This is a genomic window from Pseudochrobactrum lubricantis, from assembly GCF_041929865.1.
Taxonomy (GTDB): domain Bacteria; phylum Pseudomonadota; class Alphaproteobacteria; order Rhizobiales; family Rhizobiaceae; genus Pseudochrobactrum; species Pseudochrobactrum saccharolyticum.
This window is the reverse complement of record NZ_JBHEEE010000007.1, coordinates 160,855-182,632: the sequence shown is the minus strand read 5'-3', so window position 1 is coordinate 182,632 and position 21,778 is coordinate 160,855. Positions and strand designations below refer to the sequence as shown.

Annotated in this window: 15 protein-coding genes; 8 read left to right on the top strand and 7 right to left on the bottom strand. The window is 52.0% G+C overall.

Annotation, left to right across the window (positions count from 1 at the left end; all coding sequences use genetic code 11):
- Positions 1-108 precede the first annotated feature (108 nt).
- The 3 genes from hemH to JNC80_RS15360 are packed head-to-tail and all read left to right on the top strand — an operon-like array spanning position 109 to position 2,753.
- The gene (gene hemH / locus JNC80_RS15370) at positions 109-1,155 is read left to right on the top strand and encodes a ferrochelatase (protein ID WP_139316437.1); all 1,047 of its coding nucleotides are present in this window, start codon (positions 109-111) and stop codon (positions 1,153-1,155) included.
- Positions 1,156-1,209: 54 nt separating this feature from the next.
- Entirely contained in the window at positions 1,210-2,298 is a 1,089-nt protein-coding gene (locus JNC80_RS15365; protein WP_083647170.1) for an SPFH domain-containing protein, read from the top strand.
- The gene (locus JNC80_RS15360) at positions 2,295-2,753 is read left to right on the top strand and encodes an NfeD family protein (protein ID WP_376710813.1); all 459 of its coding nucleotides are present in this window, start codon (positions 2,295-2,297) and stop codon (positions 2,751-2,753) included. The genes JNC80_RS15365 and JNC80_RS15360 overlap by 4 nt, the downstream gene beginning before the upstream one ends.
- Positions 2,754-2,802: 49 nt before the next feature.
- On the opposite strand, the gene JNC80_RS15355 is transcribed toward JNC80_RS15360, so the two are convergent.
- On the bottom strand, positions 2,803-3,777 hold the full coding sequence (locus JNC80_RS15355) for a KpsF/GutQ family sugar-phosphate isomerase (protein ID WP_225685095.1): 975 nt from the start codon (positions 3,775-3,777) through the stop codon (positions 2,803-2,805).
- A 297-nt stretch (positions 3,778-4,074) separates the two neighbouring features.
- Here JNC80_RS15355 and JNC80_RS15350 point away from each other — a divergent pair, with 297 nt between their 5' ends.
- Positions 4,075-5,601 carry an outer membrane beta-barrel protein gene (locus JNC80_RS15350; protein ID WP_376710791.1) on the top strand — a complete coding sequence of 509 codons (1,527 nt, stop codon included), beginning with the start codon at positions 4,075-4,077 and terminating at the stop codon, positions 5,599-5,601.
- A gap of 53 nt (positions 5,602-5,654) precedes the next feature.
- On the opposite strand, the gene galU is transcribed toward JNC80_RS15350, so the two are convergent.
- On the bottom strand, positions 5,655-6,548 hold the full coding sequence (gene galU, locus JNC80_RS15345; protein ID WP_022709701.1) for a UTP--glucose-1-phosphate uridylyltransferase GalU: 894 nt from the start codon (positions 6,546-6,548) through the stop codon (positions 5,655-5,657).
- Positions 6,549-7,107: 559 nt separating this feature from the next.
- Here galU and JNC80_RS15340 point away from each other — a divergent pair.
- Together JNC80_RS15340 and JNC80_RS15335 are read left to right on the top strand one after the other, a co-directional pair.
- Positions 7,108-8,373: a lytic murein transglycosylase gene (locus JNC80_RS15340; RefSeq protein WP_374828103.1), complete on the top strand. Its 1,266-nt coding sequence runs from the start codon at positions 7,108-7,110 to the stop codon at positions 8,371-8,373.
- A gap of 107 nt (positions 8,374-8,480) precedes the next feature.
- Complete coding sequence (locus JNC80_RS15335) at positions 8,481-9,728, top strand: SGNH/GDSL hydrolase family protein (RefSeq protein WP_376710790.1); 1,248 nt, start codon at positions 8,481-8,483, stop codon at positions 9,726-9,728.
- A gap of 131 nt (positions 9,729-9,859) precedes the next feature.
- On the opposite strand, the gene JNC80_RS15330 is transcribed toward JNC80_RS15335, so the two are convergent.
- Both JNC80_RS15330 and gltB read right to left on the bottom strand, forming a co-directional pair.
- A complete protein-coding gene (locus JNC80_RS15330; RefSeq protein ID WP_376710789.1) occupies positions 9,860-11,329 on the bottom strand; it encodes a glutamate synthase subunit beta in 1,470 nt (489 codons plus the stop codon).
- A gap of 31 nt (positions 11,330-11,360) precedes the next feature.
- Positions 11,361-16,106 carry a glutamate synthase large subunit gene (gene gltB, locus JNC80_RS15325; protein WP_510186705.1) on the bottom strand — a complete coding sequence of 1,582 codons (4,746 nt, stop codon included), beginning with the start codon at positions 16,104-16,106 and terminating at the stop codon, positions 11,361-11,363.
- A 665-nt stretch (positions 16,107-16,771) separates the two neighbouring features.
- Between gltB and JNC80_RS15320 the strand changes: the two genes are divergently transcribed.
- A complete protein-coding gene (locus tag JNC80_RS15320; RefSeq protein ID WP_376710787.1) occupies positions 16,772-17,824 on the top strand; it encodes a threonine aldolase family protein in 1,053 nt (350 codons plus the stop codon).
- Between the two features lie 114 nt (positions 17,825-17,938).
- Here JNC80_RS15320 and JNC80_RS15315 read toward each other — a convergent pair whose 3' ends face one another.
- Positions 17,939-18,430: an Hsp20 family protein gene (locus JNC80_RS15315; protein ID WP_151160058.1), complete on the bottom strand. Its 492-nt coding sequence runs from the start codon at positions 18,428-18,430 to the stop codon at positions 17,939-17,941.
- A gap of 251 nt (positions 18,431-18,681) precedes the next feature.
- Between JNC80_RS15315 and JNC80_RS15310 the strand changes: the two genes are divergently transcribed.
- Positions 18,682-19,671 carry an alpha/beta fold hydrolase gene (locus JNC80_RS15310; RefSeq protein ID WP_376710786.1) on the top strand — a complete coding sequence of 330 codons (990 nt, stop codon included), beginning with the start codon at positions 18,682-18,684 and terminating at the stop codon, positions 19,669-19,671.
- Positions 19,672-19,681: 10 nt separating this feature from the next.
- Here JNC80_RS15310 and hisN read toward each other — a convergent pair whose 3' ends face one another.
- Both hisN and JNC80_RS15300 read right to left on the bottom strand, forming a co-directional pair.
- On the bottom strand, positions 19,682-20,473 hold the full coding sequence (gene hisN, locus JNC80_RS15305) for a histidinol-phosphatase (RefSeq protein ID WP_376710812.1): 792 nt from the start codon (positions 20,471-20,473) through the stop codon (positions 19,682-19,684).
- A 306-nt stretch (positions 20,474-20,779) separates the two neighbouring features.
- The gene (locus JNC80_RS15300) at positions 20,780-21,688 is read right to left on the bottom strand and encodes an N-formylglutamate amidohydrolase (RefSeq protein ID WP_376710785.1); all 909 of its coding nucleotides are present in this window, start codon (positions 21,686-21,688) and stop codon (positions 20,780-20,782) included.
- Positions 21,689-21,778 lie beyond the last annotated feature (90 nt).

The window sequence follows — 21,778 nt, the reverse complement described above, 5'->3', positions numbered from 1 at the left end:
ATAATACTGTTATGATAGGCAAATTTTGTTCGGCAGCTTCCGCGCACGCAGATACAGATTGTATTTGTTCGAGTGAAAGCACCGCCCCCTCAGGATAGAGACACAGACATGCATGATAATGTGATGAGCCAATCCGCGACTTCCCAGCCGGTTTCAGCAAAACCTGTTCTTGAAAAAACAGGCGTAATGCTGATCAATCTGGGAACACCTGATGGTACTGATTACACATCCATGCGCCGCTATCTGCGCGAGTTTTTAATGGATTCGCGTGTTATCGAATGGCCGAAGGCGATCTGGTATCCGATCCTGTTCGGTATTGTGCTCAATACACGCCCGAAAAAGTCCGGTGCCGCCTATGACCGCATCTGGAACCGCGAGCGCAATGAATCACCTTTGCGTACCTTCACACGTTCCCAGAGCGATCAGCTCAGCGCCCGCCTCTCCGATCTCGGCAATGTGGTTGTGGACTGGGCAATGCGTTATGGCCAGCCCTCGATTGAAGATGTGCTGACACGCCTGCGCGAACAGGGTTGCACCCGTATTGTCGCCTTCCCGCTCTACCCGCAATATTCTTCTTCCACCACCGGCAGTGTGATTGAAAAACTCAATGACGCACTGAACAAGCTGCGTTTCATGCCTGCCGTGCGTACAGTGCCGTCATACCAGCATGAGCCGGTCTATATTGATGCGCTGGCACGCTCGATTGAAGACCATATTGCCAAGCTGGATTTTGATCCGCAGGTCGTGGTTGCCTCCTATCACGGCATTCCGCAGAGCTATGCACGCCGCGGCGATCCTTATCCGCAGCAATGCCTTGAAACCACGCGCCTACTGCGCGAGCGCCTTGGCTGGGATGAAACCAAGCTGATCAGCACGTTCCAGTCGCGCTTTGGCCCTGAGGAATGGCTCCAGCCTTATACGGATAAAACCATCGAGGAAATGCCGAAACAGGGCATCAAATCCGTTGCCGTATTCAATCCGGGTTTCGTGGCTGACTGCCTTGAAACTGTTGATGAAATCGGCAATGAAGCGGCAGAATCCTTCCATGAGAATGGCGGCGAGAATTTCAGCCATATTCCGTGCCTCAATGACACAGAACTCGGCATGCGCGTGATTGAAGACCTCGTACGTCGTGAATTGCAGGGCTGGGTCTGAGACTTTTATAAAACAAGACCATCATCATTTCCGGCATTTTAAAAAGGAAACAGAATGGAATTCGGTGCCAATATTGCCCTGCTGATTTTAGCTGCAGTGGTTATTTTCACGCTTTATGCCGGTATTAAAATTGTGCCTCAGGGTTCCAATTTTACTGTCGAGCGTTTCGGCCGTTACACCCGCACTTTGTCGCCGGGGCTGAATATGATCGTCCCGTTTTTTGATCGTATCGGCGCGCGTCTCAATATGATGGAACAGGTACTGGACGTACCGACACAGGAAGTCATTACCCGTGATAATGCGACCACATCGGTTGATGCTGTCGCCTTCTTTCAGGTGCTGAATGCGGCACAGGCTGCCTATCAGGTTTCCGATCTGCAATATGCAATCCTCAACCTGACCATGACCAATATCCGTACCGTCATGGGTTCGATGGATCTGGATGAACTGCTCTCCAACCGCGACACCATCAATGATCGTCTGCTGCGCGTGCTGGATCAGGCGGCGCATCCGTGGGGCATCAAGATCACCCGCGTCGAGATCAAAGATATCAACCCGCCGAAGGATCTGATTGATTCCATGGCGCGTCAGATGAAAGCCGAACGTGACAAGCGTGCACAGGTTCTGGAAGCTGAAGGTGACCGTAATGCGCAGATCCTGCGTGCTGAAGGTCTGAAACAGTCACAAATTCTGGAAGCGGAAGGTAAGCGCGAAGCCGCCTATCGTGAAGCTGAAGCCCGCGAGCGTCTGGCAGAAGCGGAAGCCAAAGCGACAACCATGGTGTCAGAAGCTATTGCGCAGGGTGATGTGCAGGCACTGAATTACTTCGTTGCACAAAAATATACCGATGCCTTGTCTGAAATGGCCTCTGCCAAAAATCACAAGGTCATTATGATGCCGCTGGAAGCCTCGTCGCTGATCGGCACATTGGGCGGTATTGGTGCGATTGCCAAAGAAGTCTTCGGCAATAATTCGGATTCCGGTGCGAATACTACTACCACCCAAGGCGCACAGGCCGCTCGTAAAGCACCTGCCAAACCGGCTGCCCGCAGTGAAGGTACAACCCGCAGCGGCTCTGCTGATTATGTCTCGGTTCCGAACCACATTATCGGCAATCGTGTACCGCCGACAGGATCACGCTGATGCCGGATATGCTCGCAGCATTGGGGATATGGAACTGGGTCGTCCTTGGCCTTGTTCTGCTGTTTCTGGAACTGGTGACACCGGGTGTCTTCCTGATCTGGATCGGTTTTGCTGCTCTGGTTACCAGCCTGATTGCGTTTACCGGCCTCGGCTTCATCGACAGCTGGCAAGTGCAACTGCTGCTCTTCATGGTCTTGTCGGTGATCTTTGTACTGATCGGGCGCAAATATTTTAATCCGCGGGTGCAGAACAGCGATGAACCGCTGCTCAACCGCAGAGCCGATCAGCTGATCGGCATGCGCACCACACTGGAAGAGCCGATTATCAACGGCCATGGCCGTGCACGGTTTGATGATACACTCTGGCGTGTGACCGGTCCTGATCTCCCCGCTGGTACAACAATTATCGTGCGGGAATATCACGACGGATTATTGCAAGTTGAAGAAGTGAAATAACAAAAAAGGCGGCTTATCAGCCGCCTTTTTATTATCCTGCAGAGAGCGTTTAAGCCACACCGGCACGCAGCAGATCGTGGAAATGCACCAGCCCGACAGGACGGTTATTCTCAGCCACAATCACTGCGCCGATACGCGCTTCATTCAAAAGTGCCAGTGTTGAACCAAGCAGCTGGTCAGGGCTGACAGTCTTCGGTGTACGGGTCATAATATCATCGACTTTCAGCGTCGCCATTGGCCGGTCGACATTGCGTGTCAGATCACCGTCCGTGATGATACCGGCCAGTGTGCCGTCTTCATTCTCAACAATCACACAGCCGAAATGCTTATGCGAGTGAATGCGCATCGCTTCCGGCATTGGTGTGCCGATTTTGACCAACGGCAATTCCTCGCCGCGATGCATAATATCTTTCACATGAGAAAGGCTGGCGCCCAGTGAGCCACCCGGATGAAACACGCGGAAATCGCTGGCGGTAAAGCCGCGTCTTTCCAGCAGAGCAAGTGCCAGTGCATCACCGACTGCCAGCTGCATCAAAGTCGAGGTGGTTGGTGCAACACCATGCGGGCAGGCTTCAACTGCTTTCGGCAATAACAACAGCACATCAGATTCACGGCCGAGAGTGGAATGTTCACCGGAGGTCAGTGCAATCAGCGGCACTTTAAAACGGCGGGAATAGCTGACAATACCTTTCAGCTCCGCAGTCTCACCCGACCAGGACAGGGCAAGAATAACGTCATTGCTGTTAATCATGCCGAGATCGCCATGATTGGCTTCCGCCGCATGAACAAAAAACGCAGGCGTTCCGGTGGACGCAAAAGTTGCCGCCAGCTTGGAGCCGATATGACCGCTTTTGCCGATACCGGTCACAACAACCCGTCCCTTCATAGCGGAGATCGCCTGAACTGCCTGTTCAAACGGCTCTGCAAGCCCGTTTTGCAGCGCATCTTCAAGAGCGCTCATACCGGCTTTTTCAACTGCGATTGTATTCAGGGCGGAGCGGATAGCTGGGCTGTGGCTGCTCAATGGACTTCTCTCACTTCATTCATCCGGTCAATAGTGCTTCTTCTATATAGAAACCGGAGCTGCATTCTGCAAAACGAATTATGAGGTAAAACTTTACATATTCCCTGTCCAGCCTCCCTGCTTACAGAAATACAGCACATATTTCCCTGCGATTAATAAAGCACAAGCTGAAAAGCTGAATAAAGCCAGCCCATTACAGCAAAAGAAACTTTGTATTAACCATGATCCTTTACCGTCCTGTAACAAGCCTGCTCCGTGCAGGCATTCTCAGTTGCGTGCACAACTCTTGGCAGGACAATGGAAAAAACAGCCAAACCGGCTCATTACGCCCCGCTTTCCCTGTACGGGCTGCGTCAGGCAGCTCTGCTGACGGGCGTTGTGCTGTTTTCATCCGTGGCCATATCCCAGGCACAAACTGTGCCCTCCGGTGCTCAAAATGACGCAATTGCCGATGTTATTGCGCAGAGCGAAGGCACTGAAAATATAACTTATGATGCCAATGGCCGTATCGTTGCACAGCCTGTAATCAATCCTGCAGTTCCGGCTGCACGCCCTGTTGCCGACAGCGCTGTTCCTTTGAGCGAAGATATCAGCGGTTTACGCACCGGCCCAGCAGATGCAGGCAGAGCCGTTCGCGAAGGACGGGAAAATATGCCGGAAGGCGCCCTTGAAGGCCGCCCGCGTGCGCCTTTTGAAGCGGATCCGTTTGAACCGCAGGGCATTCGCGCCGGAAGTTTCATCTTACGTCCGTCGCTGGATCAGGGTATCCGCGCCACCAATAATGCCGATAACAGCGCAACCGGAACCAGCGGTGTCTTGTCCGAAACCGCATTGCGGCTGAATGCCCGTTCAGACTGGGCAAGCCATCTGGCCACACTGGATGCATCCGGCATCTTCGAGAGAAATCTCTCCGGCCAGTATGTTTCCAATCCGCGCGGGCAGATTGATGCTGCATTACGGCTGGATATGAGTGATGAAACCCGTCTGAATTTCGGGCTTGGTTATTCTGTTAATCGTGAAGATTCATCCGATCCGAATGGTATCAGCGCCGCACGCACCCGCCCTCTGGTACAGAGCCTGAATGCGCAGGCCGGTATTGAGCGCGATATCGGCAAGATTTTTGCCAGTGCGATAGCACGGGTGAACAATACCCGTTACGGCAAAGCCAAATTATATAATGGCGACCAGCTGGATCAGAGCGACCGCAACAATACCTATGTCAGTATGACATTGCGCGGCGGTTTTGAGCTGAGCGCCGCCATCCGCCCGTTTGCGGAAGTTGAAGTGGGTCGCCGGCTTTACCAGAATGATAATGGTCTGGATCGCAATGCAACCCAGCTCGGGCTTCGTACCGGTTTGCAGATCAATACCGGTGAAAAACTGAATGGTGAGTTTTCTGTCGGTTATATAGGCGCACGCAGTGCAGATGACCGTCTGCAAGATACCGGCGGCCTGTCGGTGGATGCAGCGATGAACTGGTCACCGCAGCGCGGCACCGATGTTCGCTTTGGTCTGCGCACCTATCTCGACAGCAGCCCGGATATTGGCGGCAATTCATCCATTTTGTATCTCGCCAATATTGATGTCACCCGCATGATCCGCGCCGATCTCAGCGTGAATGCCCGCTTTGATGCTTCTATCCGGGATAATCGTGACGGCAGTGGTACCGATTATGGTATGGGCGCGGAAATCGGGGCGACTTATTGGTTCAACCGCTTCTTCGGTGTGGATGGCAAATTGCGCCATGAATTCATCAACAGCGATGTGGCCAGCCGTAAATATAGCAGTAACAGCGTCTATCTCGGCGTAAAACTGCGCCGCTGACATATTAATCCGCAACAAAAAAGCCGGTCAGTGACCGGCTTTTTTATTTAAACTTAAGAGAGTTTAATAGTTTTCAGCAGTTCATCAATGCTGACTTCGACCAGCGGGCGGATATCATGGCGCCACAGGGCAAAGGCCACATTGGCCTGAATGAAGCCCTCTTTGGAGCCGCAGTCAAAGGTACGACCCTGATAATTAAAGCCGTAGAAATCCTGATCTTTCGCCAGTTTCAGCATCGCATCAGTCAGCTGAATTTCGTTACCGGCACCCTTTTCCTGCTTGCTCAGCAGGTCGAAGATTTCCGGCTGCAGAATATAACGGCCGTTAATATAGAGATTTGACGGCGCGGTGCCTTTGGCTGGCTTTTCAACCATCTGATTGATTTCAAAACCATTGCCGATTGCATTGCCTTTGCCGACAATACCATATTTGTGCGCTTCTTCCGGATCGCACTCCTGCACAGCAATCACATTGCCGCCGGTCTGTTCGTAAAGCTCAACCATTTCCTTGAGGCAGCCTTTTTTCGACTGCATCACCATATCCGGCAGCAACAGTGCAAAAGGCTCGTCACCAACGATTTCGCGGGCACACCATACTGCATGGCCAAGGCCAAGCGGCACCTGCTGACGCGTGAAACTGGTCGTACCAGGCTGCGGCTGCAAGCTCTGCATATGGTTCAGCTCATTGAGCTTACCGCGTTCCTGCAGCGTTGTGTAAAGTTCAACCTGAGCATCAAAATAATCTTCGATCACCGCTTTATTACGGCCGGTCACAAAAATCAGATGCTCAATACCCGCTTCGCGCGCTTCATCAACCACATATTGAATGACCGGCTTATCAACAACGGTCAGCATTTCTTTCGGGATTGATTTTGTGGCTGGTAAGAAACGTGTCCCCAGTCCGGCGACAGGAAAAACTGCTTTGCGGATTTTTTTAACTGAACTCATGTCACTTCCCGTTTTGTCCGGTTTCAACCTACATCAAACAAACCTAAGCCGCCGGTTATAATTTTTCTATTATCAACCTGTACTCTAGTCTCTTGCTAAACCTGATCTATAAAAGCCATTACAGCCAAACTATGAAAAAAGCCTGCATTTTCTAAAAGTTACGGTCACATTTCATGTGCGATTATTAACGCAGTTGAGCGTCTCTCATGCCCGAACAGGAGTTTCTTCACGTCCGGTTCATCAATGATGCAGTAATTCAGACAAGCCGAAATTACGCATATGCAGATCATTCATTGTCTGATTATTATCTGCACTGTCTTAACAGTTTTTTGCCGGTTCTTAATTCCGGCACTGCATGGTAAACTAAATGCTAACTTCCGTGTGGCATAAACAATGAACCTAGACCATTTCCCGCAAAATTGTGAAGCGATTTTGCATCCGGATAATGCGGCTAAAACCATTACCCGAGCGTAGTGAGCACCGGCAAACTGAACGACGCTCTTGATTGATTGCATTTTCGTACCCGCAACAATGCCTGTGTGCCTTGTTAGAATGCGAAATGCTAAAGTTTATATTCAGGGAGAAAAGCATGCTTCGAACCCATATTTTCAAAAGCCGCTTCTGGAAGACCGCAGCAACAACAGCCTCTGCGGCTGCCTTGTCGCTTATTCTGACAACCGGCTATGCATCTGCCGATGCACAATTTCGCAAATGGGTTTCCAGTTTTCGCCCTGTAGCCCTTCAGAACGGGATTGCTCCGGCCACTTTTGACCGTGCTTTTGCCGGTGTGAATGCCATTGATCCTGAAGTGCTGCAAAAAGCGCGTTATCAGCCTGAATTTACGTCCCCTGTCTGGGAATATATCGACAACCGTGTCAACGAGCATTCTATCGGTACCGGTCAGGCCATGGCGCGCAAATGGGGCAAAGCCCTCAATGCGATTGAAAAACAATATGGCGTAGACAAAAATGTGCTTCTGGCTATCTGGTCGATGGAAACCGGCTATGGCGAGATGATGCAGCGTCCCGATGTCATGCGCGATGCAATCCGCTCACTGGCTACACTGGCCTATGCCGACCAGCGCCGTGCCAAATATGCCCGTACGCAGCTGATTTCAGCGATGAAGATTCTCCAGACCGGTGATATTGACCGCGGACATCTGAGCGGTTCATGGGCCGGTGCAATGGGGCATACCCAGTTTATCCCGACCAGCTATCAGGCCTATGCGGTTGACTTTGACGGTAATGGCAAACGCGATATCTGGAATTCCGTGCCGGATGCGCTGGCAACCGCTGCCAATCTTCTGCGTAAAAACGGCTGGGAGCCAGGCCGCACATGGGGTTACGAAGTGGTTCTGCCTGCTTCGGGTAAGTTCCCGTCCGGCAGCCTGAGCATTGCTGAATGGCGCCGTCTGGGACTGGTGCGCGCCAATGGCCGTCCGTTCCCGAGTGATGCTGAAAAAGCCACGCTGAAAGTCATGGATGGCCGCAGTGGCCCTGCCTTCCTGATGACCAAGAACTTCTTCGTTATCAAGCGCTATAATAATGCGGATAAATATGCTCTCGGCGTGGGTCTTCTGGCTGACCGCGTTGCCGGTTATCAGGGTTTGGTACAGGACTGGAACCGTCCTTTCACACCAATCTCCATGAAAGAACGTGAAGAACTGCAAACGCATCTGCGTGCACTCGGCTATTATGACGGCAATATTGACGGCAAAATCGGCTCAAGTTCACGTAAGGCAATTGAGGCCTTCCAGCAGCGCAACGGGCTGTCACCTGACGGCCATCCGAGCAAAGAAGTGCTCAGCGTTCTGCGTCGCCGCTAAATACGACTTATTGTCAGGCCGGTTAATCCGGCCTGACCCTTTATACTGCCGCATATATGCGTTCTAAACGGCAAATGCAGCAGAAGGCTTAAGGGTTGAAACCCGTTATGACAGATCAAACAGTCACACAGAACAAGATCAGAGCGGGCTTGCTCAGCCTGCAATCCTTAACTGTGGCTTTCGGCCTGACCGCATTGCTGGCAACTCCCGCCACTGCACAGACACAAATGGCAGAGCCGGACAGTGCCCCTGCTCTCATTGCCCAGCAATATCCGCAGCAACAAAAACGCCGTACATTGCTGGATATATTATTCGGCAATCCCGCACAGCCCAGACAGCAGGAAGTCACCCGCCCTCCGGTTCAGCAGCCGCAACGGCGCTCGGCACCAGTGAAGAAAAAACCCGTTGTCACCAAGCCTAAGCCGGCCATTATTACACCGCCGCAACCGGAAGCCGTCGCAAAGAATCCCGATGCGCGGAAAATTATGGTTATTGGTGATTTTATCGCCGGTGGTCTTGCAGAAGGGCTGACAGAGACATTTTCCCAAACTGCGGATTTGCAGGTTATCAACCGGACCAATGGCTCATCAGGCTTTGTTCGTCAGGATTATTATAACTGGAGCAAAGAACTTCCGGCCATTTTGACTGAGCAGAAACCTGCCGTCGTCGTTATGATGATCGGGGCGAATGACCGCCAGCCGCTCACGCAGAAAAGCGTCAGTGTTGCAGCCGATACGGATGAGTGGAAGAAACTGTATCAGTCGCGGGTTGATGAATTTCTGCAAGTCACAGCGAAATCCGGCGTGCCTGTTGTCTGGATCGGCCAGCCGCCCTATCAATCTTCTTCACTGTCTCAGACCATGTTGTCGCTGAACAAGATTTATAAGACTGCGGCAGAACAAGCCGTCACAACGGAAGATACAACACCTCAGGTTGTTTTCTCCGATGTCTGGGACGGTTTTGTCGATGATAAAGGCAGCTTTACTCAGACCGGTGTTGATGTGAACGGTCAGACGGTACGCCTGCGCGGTAATGACGGAATTAATATGACCGCAGCCGGCAAGCGAAAACTGGCTTTCTATGCGGAAAAACCATTGCGTCAATTGCTGAAACTCTCATCACCGGATGCTCCTGTTTCATCTGACAGTAAAAGCAATGAACCTATGGCTTTACCGGTGCAGAAAGAAATCACCCGTATCGGGCCAATGAAACTCAATGATCTGGATCAGTCCGGTGATGATACATTGCTGGGTGATACAACAGTAATCAGCAAAACCGCTACTGCAGCAAACAAGCCTGCGATGAAAGCAACTCCGCATGGCCGTGCGGATGATTTCAGCTGGCCACGCCCTTAAAAAAAAGCCTCAAGAGCGGCTCCGGTTAAGATTAAATAGCTGGAGCCGCTCTATCTTTTAGTTTACGCATTATCCTACGCAAAACCGCTTCACACTTTTGCTGGAAATGCTTTAGCGAGGCTTTTCTTCATTCACGCAGGCAACAGACTGGCGCCCATTAGCTGCAAGTCAATAGCCCGCGCCGCCTGTCTGCCTTCACGGATTGCCCAGACAACTAATGACTGGCCGCGACGCACATCACCCGCTGCAAAGAGTTTTGGTATAGATGTGTGATAATCCGTCTCATTGGCCATCACGCTCTCACCGCCACGGGCATCTTTTTTCAGCTTCAGCCTGTCACCGAGTTCCGGCAACACGCCTTGCTTGGCAGGGCCGCTGAAACCAAGGGCAATGAATGCCAGATCCGCCTGCAGAATGAACTCCGAACCGGCAATTGGTTTACGCCGTTCATCCACTGCGCTGCAAAGCACATGGGTCAGTTGACCGTCTTCGCCGCCAAAGCCTAGTGTCGCCACCTGAAATTCACGCATAGCGCCTTCCGCCTGACTGGACGAAATACGGATCTTTGTCGCCCAATAAGGCCACACGCCGAGCTTATCTTCCCGTGCCGGTGGTTCAGGACGAATATCCAGCTGCGTTACCTGTACTGCGCCCTGCCGGAAGGCCGTGCCCACACAGTCAGAGGCCGTATCGCCACCGCCGACAACCACAACCCGTTTACCTGCTGCCGAAATACTGTCTTCCAATGCCCAAGCGCGCGACTGTTCATCTTCCCCTGCAACGCGACGGTTTTGCTGCACCAGATAAGGCATGGCATCATAAACACCGTTTAAATCAGATCCCGGCAAAGTCGGATCGCGCGGCGTTTCCGCACCGCCGCAATAGAGCACAGCATCATAGTCTTTGAGCAATTGCTTGACCGCAATGTCCTTGCCGATTTCCACACCGCAATGGAATGTCACGCCCTCGCCTTCCATCTGGGCGATACGACGGTCAATCAGCTGCTTTTCCATTTTAAAATCAGGAATACCGTAGCGCAGCAAACCACCCGCACGGCTTTCCCGTTCATAGACATCAACACCGTGACCAGCCCGTGCGAGCTGTTGTGCAGCGGCCAGACCTGCAGGACCCGAGCCGATAATCGCAACACGTTTTCCGGTCTTAACAGCCGCGATTTGCGGTTGTATCAGACCCAGTTCGAAAGCTTTGTCAGCCAGTGCCTGCTCAACGGTTTTGATCGCCACCGGCATATCTTCCAGATTAAGCGTGCAGGATTCCTCGCACGGCGCAGGGCAAATCCGCCCTGTAAATTCCGGAAAATTATTGGTGGAATGGAGATTGGCAATCGCCTCTTCCCACTGCCCCGCATAGACCAGATCATTCCAGTCCGGAATCTGGTTATTCACCGGACAACCGCTGTCACCGCTTTTATCGCCATGACAGAACGGTACACCGCAATCCATGCAACGCGCAGCCTGCTTCTGCACTTCCGGTTCACTCATCGGCAGAGTGAATTCACGAAAATGCCTGATGCGATCCGATGCCGGTTGATATTGCGCAACCTGCCGGTCGATCTCCAGAAAACCTGTAACTTTACCCATTTTAAAAACCTGTTCTTTTCTGAAGTTCGGATTATTCTGCGGCAACCGGATTGCGCAGAAGTTCCATCTCTTCCAAGGCACGGCGATATTCGACCGGCATGACTTTGACGAATTTCGGACGATACTGTTCCCAGTTATCAAGGATCATCCGTGCCTGTTGCGACCCCGTATAATGATGATGATTGGCCAGCAGCTGTGTCAGACGCTCCTCATCGTGACGGGTCATATTGCCGGAAACATCCACGCGGCCTTTATGCATCAGGTCACCGCCGTGATGATGCAGCTTTTCGAGAATGTCGTCCTCTTCTGGCACCGGCTCCAGTTCGACCATCGCCATATTGCAACGCTGGGCAAAGTCACCGGCTTCATCCAGCACATAGGCCACGCCGCCGGACATACCGGCCGCAAAATTGCGCCCTGTCTCGCCAATCACAACCACCACACCGCCGGTCATATATTCACAGCCGTGGTCACCCACGCCTTCAACAACCGCCACGGCACCGGAATTACGCACAGCAAAACGCTCGCCAGCCTGTCCGCGAATATAGCACTCACCTTCAATCGCGCCGTAGAGCACAGTATTGCCCGCAATAATCGCCTCATCGGCCTTGAGCCGGCTGTCTTCACTCGGACGGATAATAATCCGCCCGCCGCTTAAGCCCTTGCCGATATAGTCATTGCCTTCGCCATGCAGTTCAAAACTGATGCCATGTGCCAGAAATGCCGCGAAAGACTGCCCTGCAGTACCGTTGAAACGCACCTGAATCGTATCTTCCGGCAGACCTTTATGACGGTAACGGCTGACCAGCGCACCGGACAGCATCGCCCCTGCCGAGCGATCCGTATTTTTAATGCTGCGGGTAATCGTAACCTTCTCACGATTTTCCAGTGCCGGTGCGGCAGCTGCAATCAGATCACGATCCAGCACATCATCAATCGGATGCTGCTGCAATTGCGTATGGCGCAGCTGTGCCTCATCGCCAGCGATTGCCGCATAAGGGCGGTAGAAAATACGGCTGAAATCCAGCCCCTGTGCTTTCCAGTGATTAATCGCTGCCTGTTTTTCCAGCAGGTCTGAACGGCCGATAATTTGCTCCAGTCTGGTAAAGCCAAGCTCGGCCAGCAGCACGCGCACTTCTTCCGCCAGATAGAAGAAGAAGTTGATCACATGCTCCGGTGTGCCTTTGAAGCGCTGGCGCAGCACAGGATCTTGGGTCGCCACACCAACCGGACAAGTATTGAGATGGCATTTGCGCATCATGATACAACCGGCAGCAATCAATGGTGCGGTGGAGAAGCCGAATTCATCCGCCCCCAGCAAAGCACCGATAATCACATCGCGCCCTGTGCGCAAACCACCATCGACCTGCAATGCAATGCGCGAGCGCAAACCATTGAGAACCAATGTCTGATGCGTTTCCGCCAGACCGGTCTCCCAAGGGGAGCCTGCATGTTTCAGCGAGGTCAGCGGCGATGCACCTGTTCCGCCGTCATAGCCGGAAACGGTGATATGATCGGCGCGTGCCTTGGCAACACCGGCAGCAACCGTACCGACACCGACTTCCGACACCAGCTTGACCGAAATATCGGCTTGCGGATTGACATTTTTCAGGTCAAAAATCAGCTGCGCCAGATCTTCAATGGAATAGATATCATGATGCGGCGGTGGTGAGATCAAGCCGACACGTGGGGTGGAATGACGTGTCTTGGCAATCGTCGCATCCACTTTATGCCCCGGTAACTGACCGCCTTCACCGGGCTTGGCACCCTGCGCCACCTTGATCTGGATCATGTCGGCATTGACCAGATATTCCGTGGTTACGCCAAAACGCCCTGATGCTACCTGCTTGATCGCCGAGCGCTGCGGGTTTGGTGAACCGTCACGCAGCGGGTAGAGACGATCCGGCTCTTCACCACCCTCGCCGGTATTGGACTTGGCACCCATCCGGTTCATGGCAACGGCCAGTGTTGTATGTGCCTCACGCGAGATCGAACCGAAGGACATGGCTCCGGTTGAAAAGCGCTTGACGATTTCAGCCGCAGGCTCAACTTCTGCCAGATCAACCGGCCTCTTTCCGCGTTCACCCGCGCGCTTTAAGTGGAACAGGCTGCGGATGGTTTTGGCTGCCGCAGAACGGCTATTGAGCATTTCGGAATATTCCGCAAAGCTCTTCGGATTATCATTGCGCACGGCATGTTGCAGCTTGGCCACCGCATCCGGCGACCACATATGCGCCTCACCGCGAATACGATACGCATATTCACCACCCGCAGGCAGAGCGCCGGTGCCACCAATTTCTTTCACGAAGGCCGTGTTGTGCCGCAGCACAGTTTCCTGCGCCACTTCAGTTAAGCCCACACCTTCAATCATAGAAGCTGTGCCGAAGAAATACCGGTCAACAAAATCCTGTTTTAAGCCGATGGCATCAAAAATCTGCGCACCACAATAGGACTGATAGGTGGAAATGCCCATTTTCGACATCACCTTCAGCATGCCTTTGCCGATCGACTTAATGTAACGACTGACAATTTCACTACTATCCACCTCCGGCGGAAAATCGCCGCGCTGATGCATATCGGTCAGCGTATCAAAAGCGAGATACGGATTGATCGCCTCGGCACCATAACCGGCAAGGCAGCAGAAATGATGGACTTCGCGCGGTTCGCCGCTCTCAACCACCAGCCCCACAGATGTACGCAGACCCTTGCGGATCAGATGATGGTGTACGGCAGCCGTTGCCAGCAAAGCCGGAATGGCGATACGGTCGGGCCCCACCTGCCGGTCTGACAGGATGATGATATTATAGCCGCCATGCACAGCGGCTTCCGCACGGTCGCACAGACGTGCCAATGTGCCATCCATACCTGCCGCACCTTCATTCACCGGATAGGTAATATCCAGTGTCTTAGTGTCAAAACGGTCTTCCGAATGGCCAATGGAGCGGATTTTTTCCAGATCAGCATTGGTCAGGATCGGCTGGCGCACTTCCATACGCTTGCGCCGTGAAGTGCCGACCAGATCAAACAGGTTTGGCCGCGGCCCGATGAAAGATACGAGGCTCATCACCAGTTCTTCCCGGATCGGATCAATCGGCGGATTGGTGACCTGCGCAAAATTCTGCTTGAAATAGGTATAAAGCAGTTTGGCTTTGTCCGAGAGCGCGGAAATCGGCGTATCCGTACCCATCGATCCAACCGCTTCCTGCCCCGTTGTCGCCATCGGTGCCATCAGCAGTTTGGTGTCTTCCTGTGTGTAACCAAAGCTGCGCTGACGCTCGATCAGGCTGACATCACGGCGTAGTGCGCGTGGCTCCACCGGTGCCAGATCTTCCAGCACCAGCTGTGTGTTTTTCAGCCATTGGCGATATGGATGCGCGCTGGCGATCTGGGATTTCAGCTCGTCATCACTGACAATGCGCCCCTCTTCCAGATCAATCAGCAGCATACGCCCGGGCTGCAAACGCCATTTTTTGACAATCCGGCTTTCATCCACCGGCAGCACACCCGCTTCGGATGCCAGAATGATCCGGTCATCATCCGTCACCAGATAACGCGCAGGGCGCAAACCGTTACGATCCAGCGTCGCGCCAATCTGGCGACCGTCGGTGAAAGCAACGGCGGCAGGGCCATCCCAAGGTTCCATCAAGGCGGCATGATACTCGTAAAATGCCTTACGCTCATCCGCCATCAGCTTGTTATTACCCCAGGCTTCAGGGATCAGCATCATCATCGCATGGCTCAGGCGATAACCGCCCTGCACCAGAAATTCGAGCGCATTATCAAAACAGGCTGTGTCCGACTGGCCTTCATAGGAGATTGGCCAGAGCTTGGAAATGTCATTGCCGAACAGCTCACTATCAACCGAAGCCTGACGCGCAGCCATCCAGTTTACATTGCCGCGCAGCGTGTTGATCTCGCCATTATGGGCAACCATACGATACGGATGCGCCAGCTTCCACGATGGGAAAGTATTGGTTGAAAAGCGCTGATGCACCAGCGCAATCGCGCTTTCAAAACGCGGATCAGCCAAATCCTTATAATAGGCACCGACCTGATAGGCCAGAAACATGCCTTTATAAACAACGGTGCGGGCAGACATGGAAACAATATAGAAACCGTTGTCACGGCCTTCAGTTTCCTGAAAAATCCGGTTGGAAATCACCTTACGCAGCACGAACAAACGGCGCTCGAAATCATCATCACTGGCAATATTCGGGTTGCGGCCGATAAAGACCTGACGATGCACCGGCTCGGTTGCAGCGATCTCCGGCGCTTTGGACAGTGAACTATTATCTACCGGCACAGTGCGGAAACCGAGCAATGTCTGGCCTTCTGCGGCGATCACTTCCGTAATCACCCGCTCCAGATGCGCACGCAGCTTCACATCCTGCGGCATGAAAATCTGGCCGACAGCATAATGTCCGGCATCTGGCAGATGAATACCGGCTTTTGCCATTTCTTGTGCAAAAAACTGGTGCGGAATCTGCACCAGAATACCGGCACCATCGCCCATCAGCGGGTCGGCACCCACGGCACCGCGATGCGTGAGATTTTCAAGCATCTGCAAGCCGTCCAGCACAATCTGGTGCGACGGCACATTTTTCATCTGCGCAATAAAGCCGACACCACAGGCATCATGCTCATGTCGCGGATCATAGAGCCCTTGTTTCTTGGGCATAGTTCGGGAAGTTTGGGTGGTTTTAGTCGATGTTGTGGTTTTGCCGCCTTTTTCTGTATGCGTATGAGCCTGAAATGCCCCAACAGAATGCGACTTGATCAACATCGAAACCTCCTTAGACCCGGTACAGGGCCATGTGCCGGCTCAGGCGTGCGGCACCAACCCGTCCTCCGGACGGGATAAAGACCGGAGCTGAAACAGCAGAATTGTTAAATGAGTTTGTGAAAATGCCTGTCCGTGCAGCGCACCAAAGGAAGCAGACAGCATAATACATCAGATTAATCATTGACCGGCCTCCCTTGTTGCTAAGCACGCTATGGCGTGCGCATGAACGGAATGCTCTCACCGGTTATCGCAACGGCTGTTTTGATTGCCATCGCGGAAAACAGATGAAATCATAGCATGAATTGCAGCAAAATTCGCCGGATTTTCCTTAGACCGAACCCTGCTCAATAGGTCAGCATTGCTGCCCTATCATTTTATTGCAGAATATTTTCTGCTCTACAAGCACGAAATATTCAATTTTAAATCGATTTTTTGTAATTTTATTGCGCAATCAATTTCATCATATGAAAAAACAAGGATTTAGCTGGCAGCACCAGACGCAAATCAGAAAAACTGCGTCAATGTGACCACACCGAAACTTGATATCAGGTTTCATTCGTGTGTCAGAAAAAACCAGCTATAAACACGCATCACATTAAACTGCACCCTCTAAACGATTTGCAGTTTAGTTCTTAGTCCTGATGCATACGGAGCTCTTGATGTTCTTCGCTTCCGATAACTGGGCCGGTGCCCATCCTGATATCAATGCCAATATTACTGCTCATGCTGGTGGCTTTGCTGCTTCCTATGGTGCCAGCGAAATCGACAAAAAGGTCGAGCAGCGCTTCAACGAATTATTCGAGCGTGAAGTTGCGGTTTATTTTGTCGGCACAGGTACAGCCGCCAACTCTCTGGCGCTGGCCAGCGTTAACCGTCCGGGCGGTGTATCGCTTTGCCATCGTGAAGCCCATGTGATCGAAGATGAATGCGGCGCACCGGAATATTTCACAGGCGGTGCCCGTCTGCATCCGGTAGACGGCGCTCTGGGCAAAATGGATCCGGCAAATCTGCGTAAGGAACTGAAACGCTTCAACCCTGCCTTTATCCATGCCGGTCAGCCAATGGCTGTGACGATCACGCAGGCTACCGAAATCGGCACGCTATATTCGCTTGATGAAATTGCCACGATTTCGGCGATCTGCCGTGAGCATGATCTGCCGCTGCATCTTGATGGCGCACGCTTTGCCAATGCTCTGGTGACGCTGGGTGTTACACCGGCAGAAATGACATGGAAACAGGGCGTTGATATCGTCTCTTTCGGCGGCACCAAAAACGGTTGCTGGTGTGCGGAAGCTCTGGTGTTCATGAACCCGCAACAGGCGAAAGACCTGCCGTTCATCCGCAAACGCGCAGCACAGTTATTCTCCAAAACCCGTTTCATTGCTGCACAGTTTGATGCTTATCTCAAAGATGACCTGTGGCTCAATCTTGCCCGTCATTCCAATGCCATGACCACCAGAATGGCAGATGCCATCAAAACTTCCGGCAAAGTGAAGCTGGCATGGCAGCCGCAAGCCAATGAAATTTTCGCCATTCTGAAAAAGTCAGACAGTGAAAAACTACTGGCACAGGGCGCAGTATTCCATGACTGGAACCCGCCGCACAGCGCTGATCCTATTGCTGAGGACGAAACTTTCATTCGTCTTGTTACCAGCTTCGCCACAACGCAAGACGAGACAGATAAATTCGTCAGCCTGATCAAAGCATTATAATCATTTTTTCCATCGCATTTTCCTACGCAAAACCGCTACACACTTTTGCTGGAAATGCTTTTAAAAGGGCAGGAAATTTCCTGCCCTTTCTTCATTACTCACAATATGTGCAGATCAGTTTTTACTGATTGCTTTTGCATCAACGGTTTTGGCATCGATGCTTTGCGAAGTATCGCCCGAAACACTCGTCACATTAATCTTGCGTGGCTTCAGTTCTTCCGGAATCTCACGCTTGAGATCAATATGCAGAAGGCCGTTTTTCAGGCTCGCACCGGCGACCTCAACATGGTCAGCCAGATGGAAGCGGCGTTCAAACGCACGCGATGCAATCCCGCGATAGAGAAATTCTTTTTCACTGTCCGCTTCATCGGCAATCTTGGTGCCTTTGATGGTCAGCTGATTGCGGTGCGCTTCAATTTCAATCTCATTCTGATCGAAACCGGCCACAGCCATGGTAATACGGTAGGAGCTTTCACCGGTGCGCTCGATATTATAAGGCGGATAAGCCTGCGCACTTTCCGGCTGGCCGAGACTGTCCAGCATTGTGAACAAACGGTCGAAACCAACGGTTGAACGGTAAAGCGGAGAAAAATCAAAATGACGCATAAAATGCCCTCCTTCAGAGCGACGTTGCGTTAAAAGACTGTCTGAAAAACTCCCGTTATCGGCGAGCCTTTCTCATTTGCGCAGCCCCTTATCAGGCGGCTACACCAATGATCTGGTATTACAGAAAACATATTTCAAGGGGGCAATTCCGGCATTTACAATTTGTCTTCCGCCCGCCATGATCCCGCTATATGCAGACCATATAAGAAGCACTGAAGCTTCACCGGCACGCAATGACAAGAGTAGCAGCAATGACAAATCCGTTTTTTGAGACAGAAAATAACAAGGCCCCCGCAGGATTGCAGGCAGGCTATTTTCAGTCTGCCGACGGGTTTGAGCTGCGCTATGCTTTTTGCCCCTATGCGGAAGATACACCGCGCAACGGCACTGTCATTTTGCTCCACGGGCGCAATGAAGCCTTTGAAAAATATTATGAAACGATCAGTGATCTGAACCGGCGCGGTTTTTGTGTTGCGACAATGGACTGGCGTGGTCAGGGCGGATCGTTCCGCATTCTCAAAGATGCCGCGCGTGGCTATGTCCGAAAATTTTCCGATTACCGCAGTGATTTCGAGATTTTTCTCAAAACCATCATCATGCCGGATTGCCCGCCGCCCTATTATATTCTGGCACATTCAACCGGCGCATTAATCGCCTTGCAATCTCATGAAATGCTGCAATCGCGTATCCGCCGCATGGTGCTGGTTTCCCCTTTTCTCGGGCTGGCGCGCAGCATCTTTTCAGACCGTCAGCTTAGGCCGCTTGCCACATTGCTGGCATCATCCGGTTTTGGCAGCCGCTATGCTGGTAAAGTCCCTTTGCAACTGCCGCCGGAGAGTTTTGACGGCAACCCGCTTACACACGATCAGGCCCGCTATCTGCGCAATGCCGCAATCACACGCGATCATCCGCAACTGGGTATCGCAGGGCCGACAATCCGCTGGCTGGCGCAAACACTCAATGCCATTCACAGTATCAACAATCAGCAATTTTACGAGAATTTTGCGATTCCAACGCTGTTTATCGTTCCCGGTGCCGACCGTGTTGTCGATGGCAAGGCAGCAATGCGTCTTGCTGAAAAACTACGCAGTGCCTCTCTGATTACCATTGACGGTGCGCGACATGAATTATTGCAGGAAAGCGATTTTTATCGGGAGCAGGTCTGGGCAGCGTTTGATGCATTTATACCGGGATCAAACGCGCCGGAACAAAATACTGAACCGGCGCTGATTGAAGCATAGGTCGCTATAGTCAGGCGTTCAGTAGTTTCAGAGCCTGTTCATGCAGAGCTGCTGAAGAAGCAGCAACAATATAACCCCCCTTCTCCGCAGGTCCGCCGTCGGCCTGCGTAATAACACCGCCTGCCTGTTCAATCACCGGAATTAAGCCCATAACATCATAGGGCTGCAAACCGCTCTCAATCACCAGATCGGCAAAACCGGAAGCCAGCATTGCATAGGCATAGCAATCCACACCATAACGGGACAAACGCACCTGTGCTTCCAGACGATCAAACGCCTCGCGCTGCTTATCTTTGAACAAAGCCGGTGATGTTGTGAAAACCGTTGCTTCCGACAAATCTGTTGTCTGGCGGGTTTTCATCTGCACATGCCCGCCATTGCCTGCATATTCCGGCCCGCTCCAGAACGCACCATCGCCCAGCGCATAAAACATCTCATTGGTGAAAGGCTGGGACATCATACCAATACGGGCATCGCCATCAACCATCAGGCCGACCAACGTACCCCAAACCGGCAGTCCGGAAATAAAAGCACGGGTGCCGTCAATCGGATCAATTACCCAGATATGGCTGCTGTCGAGATTTTCGCCGCCAAACTCTTCGCCCAGAATTCCGTGATCGGGAAAATGCTGATTGATCACTTTGCGAATGGCTTTTTCAGCCTCGCGATCCGCTTCGGTTACCGGATCAAAACCGACAGTATATTTATTATCGATTGCGATTTTTTGCCGGAATCGCGGCAGGGTTTGTTCGGACGCTGCCTGTGCAACCTCTTTTAAAAACGACGAATTCACCACGAAAATTCACTCCATTTCACAGCAGGATTTTAGCATTTCGACGAAATTTCGGCGATATCTCTCATCAAAATGCTTGAGCCATAGCTTTTAGCCAAAACATTTTGATGAAATATATCAATAAGTTAATTTGATTGTAACTTCAGAAAATTCAGAATTTTCATAAAAATGTCTGATTTTTCCGAATTCCGAATTGACCGTAACTCACCGGCAAAATAAAATAGTTAACGGACAATATGTCTGTTTTCGCCCGCAAGGGCGTTTCCTCCCTAGATTTTGGACCGCACTTTTGTGCGGTCTTTTTTTATGCGCGTTTCATTCTGCGGCCTGCGGTTTCTGTAAAAATACATAATCCGGCAAGGCCGTCAGATCTGCCATGAATTGCGTCAGATCACGGCAAAGCCCCGCAAATGACGGCAGGTGCTCAAGGCTGTTTTCGTCGACATAGAGTGCGCGGTTCACTTCAATCTGCAAAGCATGGAAATCACGATGCGGGCGTCCGTAATGCTCGGTAATATAACCACCGGCATAAGGCTTATTATGCGCAACATTATAGCCCATATTTTGCAACAGCTCGATTGCCGCCCATGACAAGGCATCAGAACAGGACCGTCCGAAACGGTCACCGATAATGAAATCCGGCCGCCCTGTAATCCCGTTCTGACCGGCATTATCAGCCAGATCCATTCCGCTCGGCATCGAGTGGCAATCCACCAGAACAGCATAGCCAAACTGCGCCCGCGTATCGCTCAGCAACTGTCCGAGCACATGATGATATGGCTTATAGATGGTTTCGATCCGGTCGAGCGCCTCACATAATGGCAGTCTGGATTTATAAATATCCTGACCTTCACCAACGATTTTAGCGATTGTGCCTAAACCGCCTGCAACCCGTGTTGACCTGATATTCGCATAAGACGGCACAGGCTCGTTAAACATTTTCGGGTCGAGCTCAAAGGGTTCACGATTCACATCCAGATAGGCGCGCGGGAAATGCGCACGCAACAAAGGCGCGCCCAGCGGCACGGCCATGGCGAATAATTCATCCACATAACAGTCTTCCGACTGACGGATATCATGGGGGCTGAGACGGGATTGCTGCAGAAATGCCGGCGGATAATAATTGCCGCTATGCGGCGAATTAAAAACGAACGGGATGCGCTGTTGCGCCGGAGCACAGACTTCAAAAGGAGTGATTGTCTGAAAATCCCGTTGCAGGCTCATTCTTCACTTTCATATACTGCAAGGGCATATGCCCGGATTATTTGGCCGGATAGCCGGTTCATTTCTCAAGCCTAACTGATAATCCGGAAA

Coding starts and splice junctions, on each gene's coding strand:
- JNC80_RS15350 (WP_376710791.1), top strand. CDS start 4,075: ATGGAAAAAACAGCCAAACCGGCTCATTACGCCCCGCTTTCCCTGTAC.
- JNC80_RS15315 (WP_151160058.1), bottom strand. CDS start 18,430: ATGCGTCATTTTGATTTTTCTCCGCTTTACCGTTCAACCGTTGGTTTC.
- JNC80_RS15335 (WP_376710790.1), top strand. CDS start 8,481: ATGACAGATCAAACAGTCACACAGAACAAGATCAGAGCGGGCTTGCTC.
- JNC80_RS15365 (WP_083647170.1), top strand. CDS start 1,210: ATGGAATTCGGTGCCAATATTGCCCTGCTGATTTTAGCTGCAGTGGTT.
- JNC80_RS15300 (WP_376710785.1), bottom strand. CDS start 21,688: ATGAGCCTGCAACGGGATTTTCAGACAATCACTCCTTTTGAAGTCTGT.
- JNC80_RS15310 (WP_376710786.1), top strand. CDS start 18,682: ATGACAAATCCGTTTTTTGAGACAGAAAATAACAAGGCCCCCGCAGGA.
- hemH (WP_139316437.1), top strand. CDS start 109: ATGCATGATAATGTGATGAGCCAATCCGCGACTTCCCAGCCGGTTTCA.
- JNC80_RS15340 (WP_374828103.1), top strand. CDS start 7,108: ATGCTAAAGTTTATATTCAGGGAGAAAAGCATGCTTCGAACCCATATT.
- galU (WP_022709701.1), bottom strand. CDS start 6,548: ATGAGTTCAGTTAAAAAAATCCGCAAAGCAGTTTTTCCTGTCGCCGGA.
- JNC80_RS15320 (WP_376710787.1), top strand. CDS start 16,772: ATGTTCTTCGCTTCCGATAACTGGGCCGGTGCCCATCCTGATATCAAT.
- JNC80_RS15330 (WP_376710789.1), bottom strand. CDS start 11,329: ATGGGTAAAGTTACAGGTTTTCTGGAGATCGACCGGCAGGTTGCGCAA.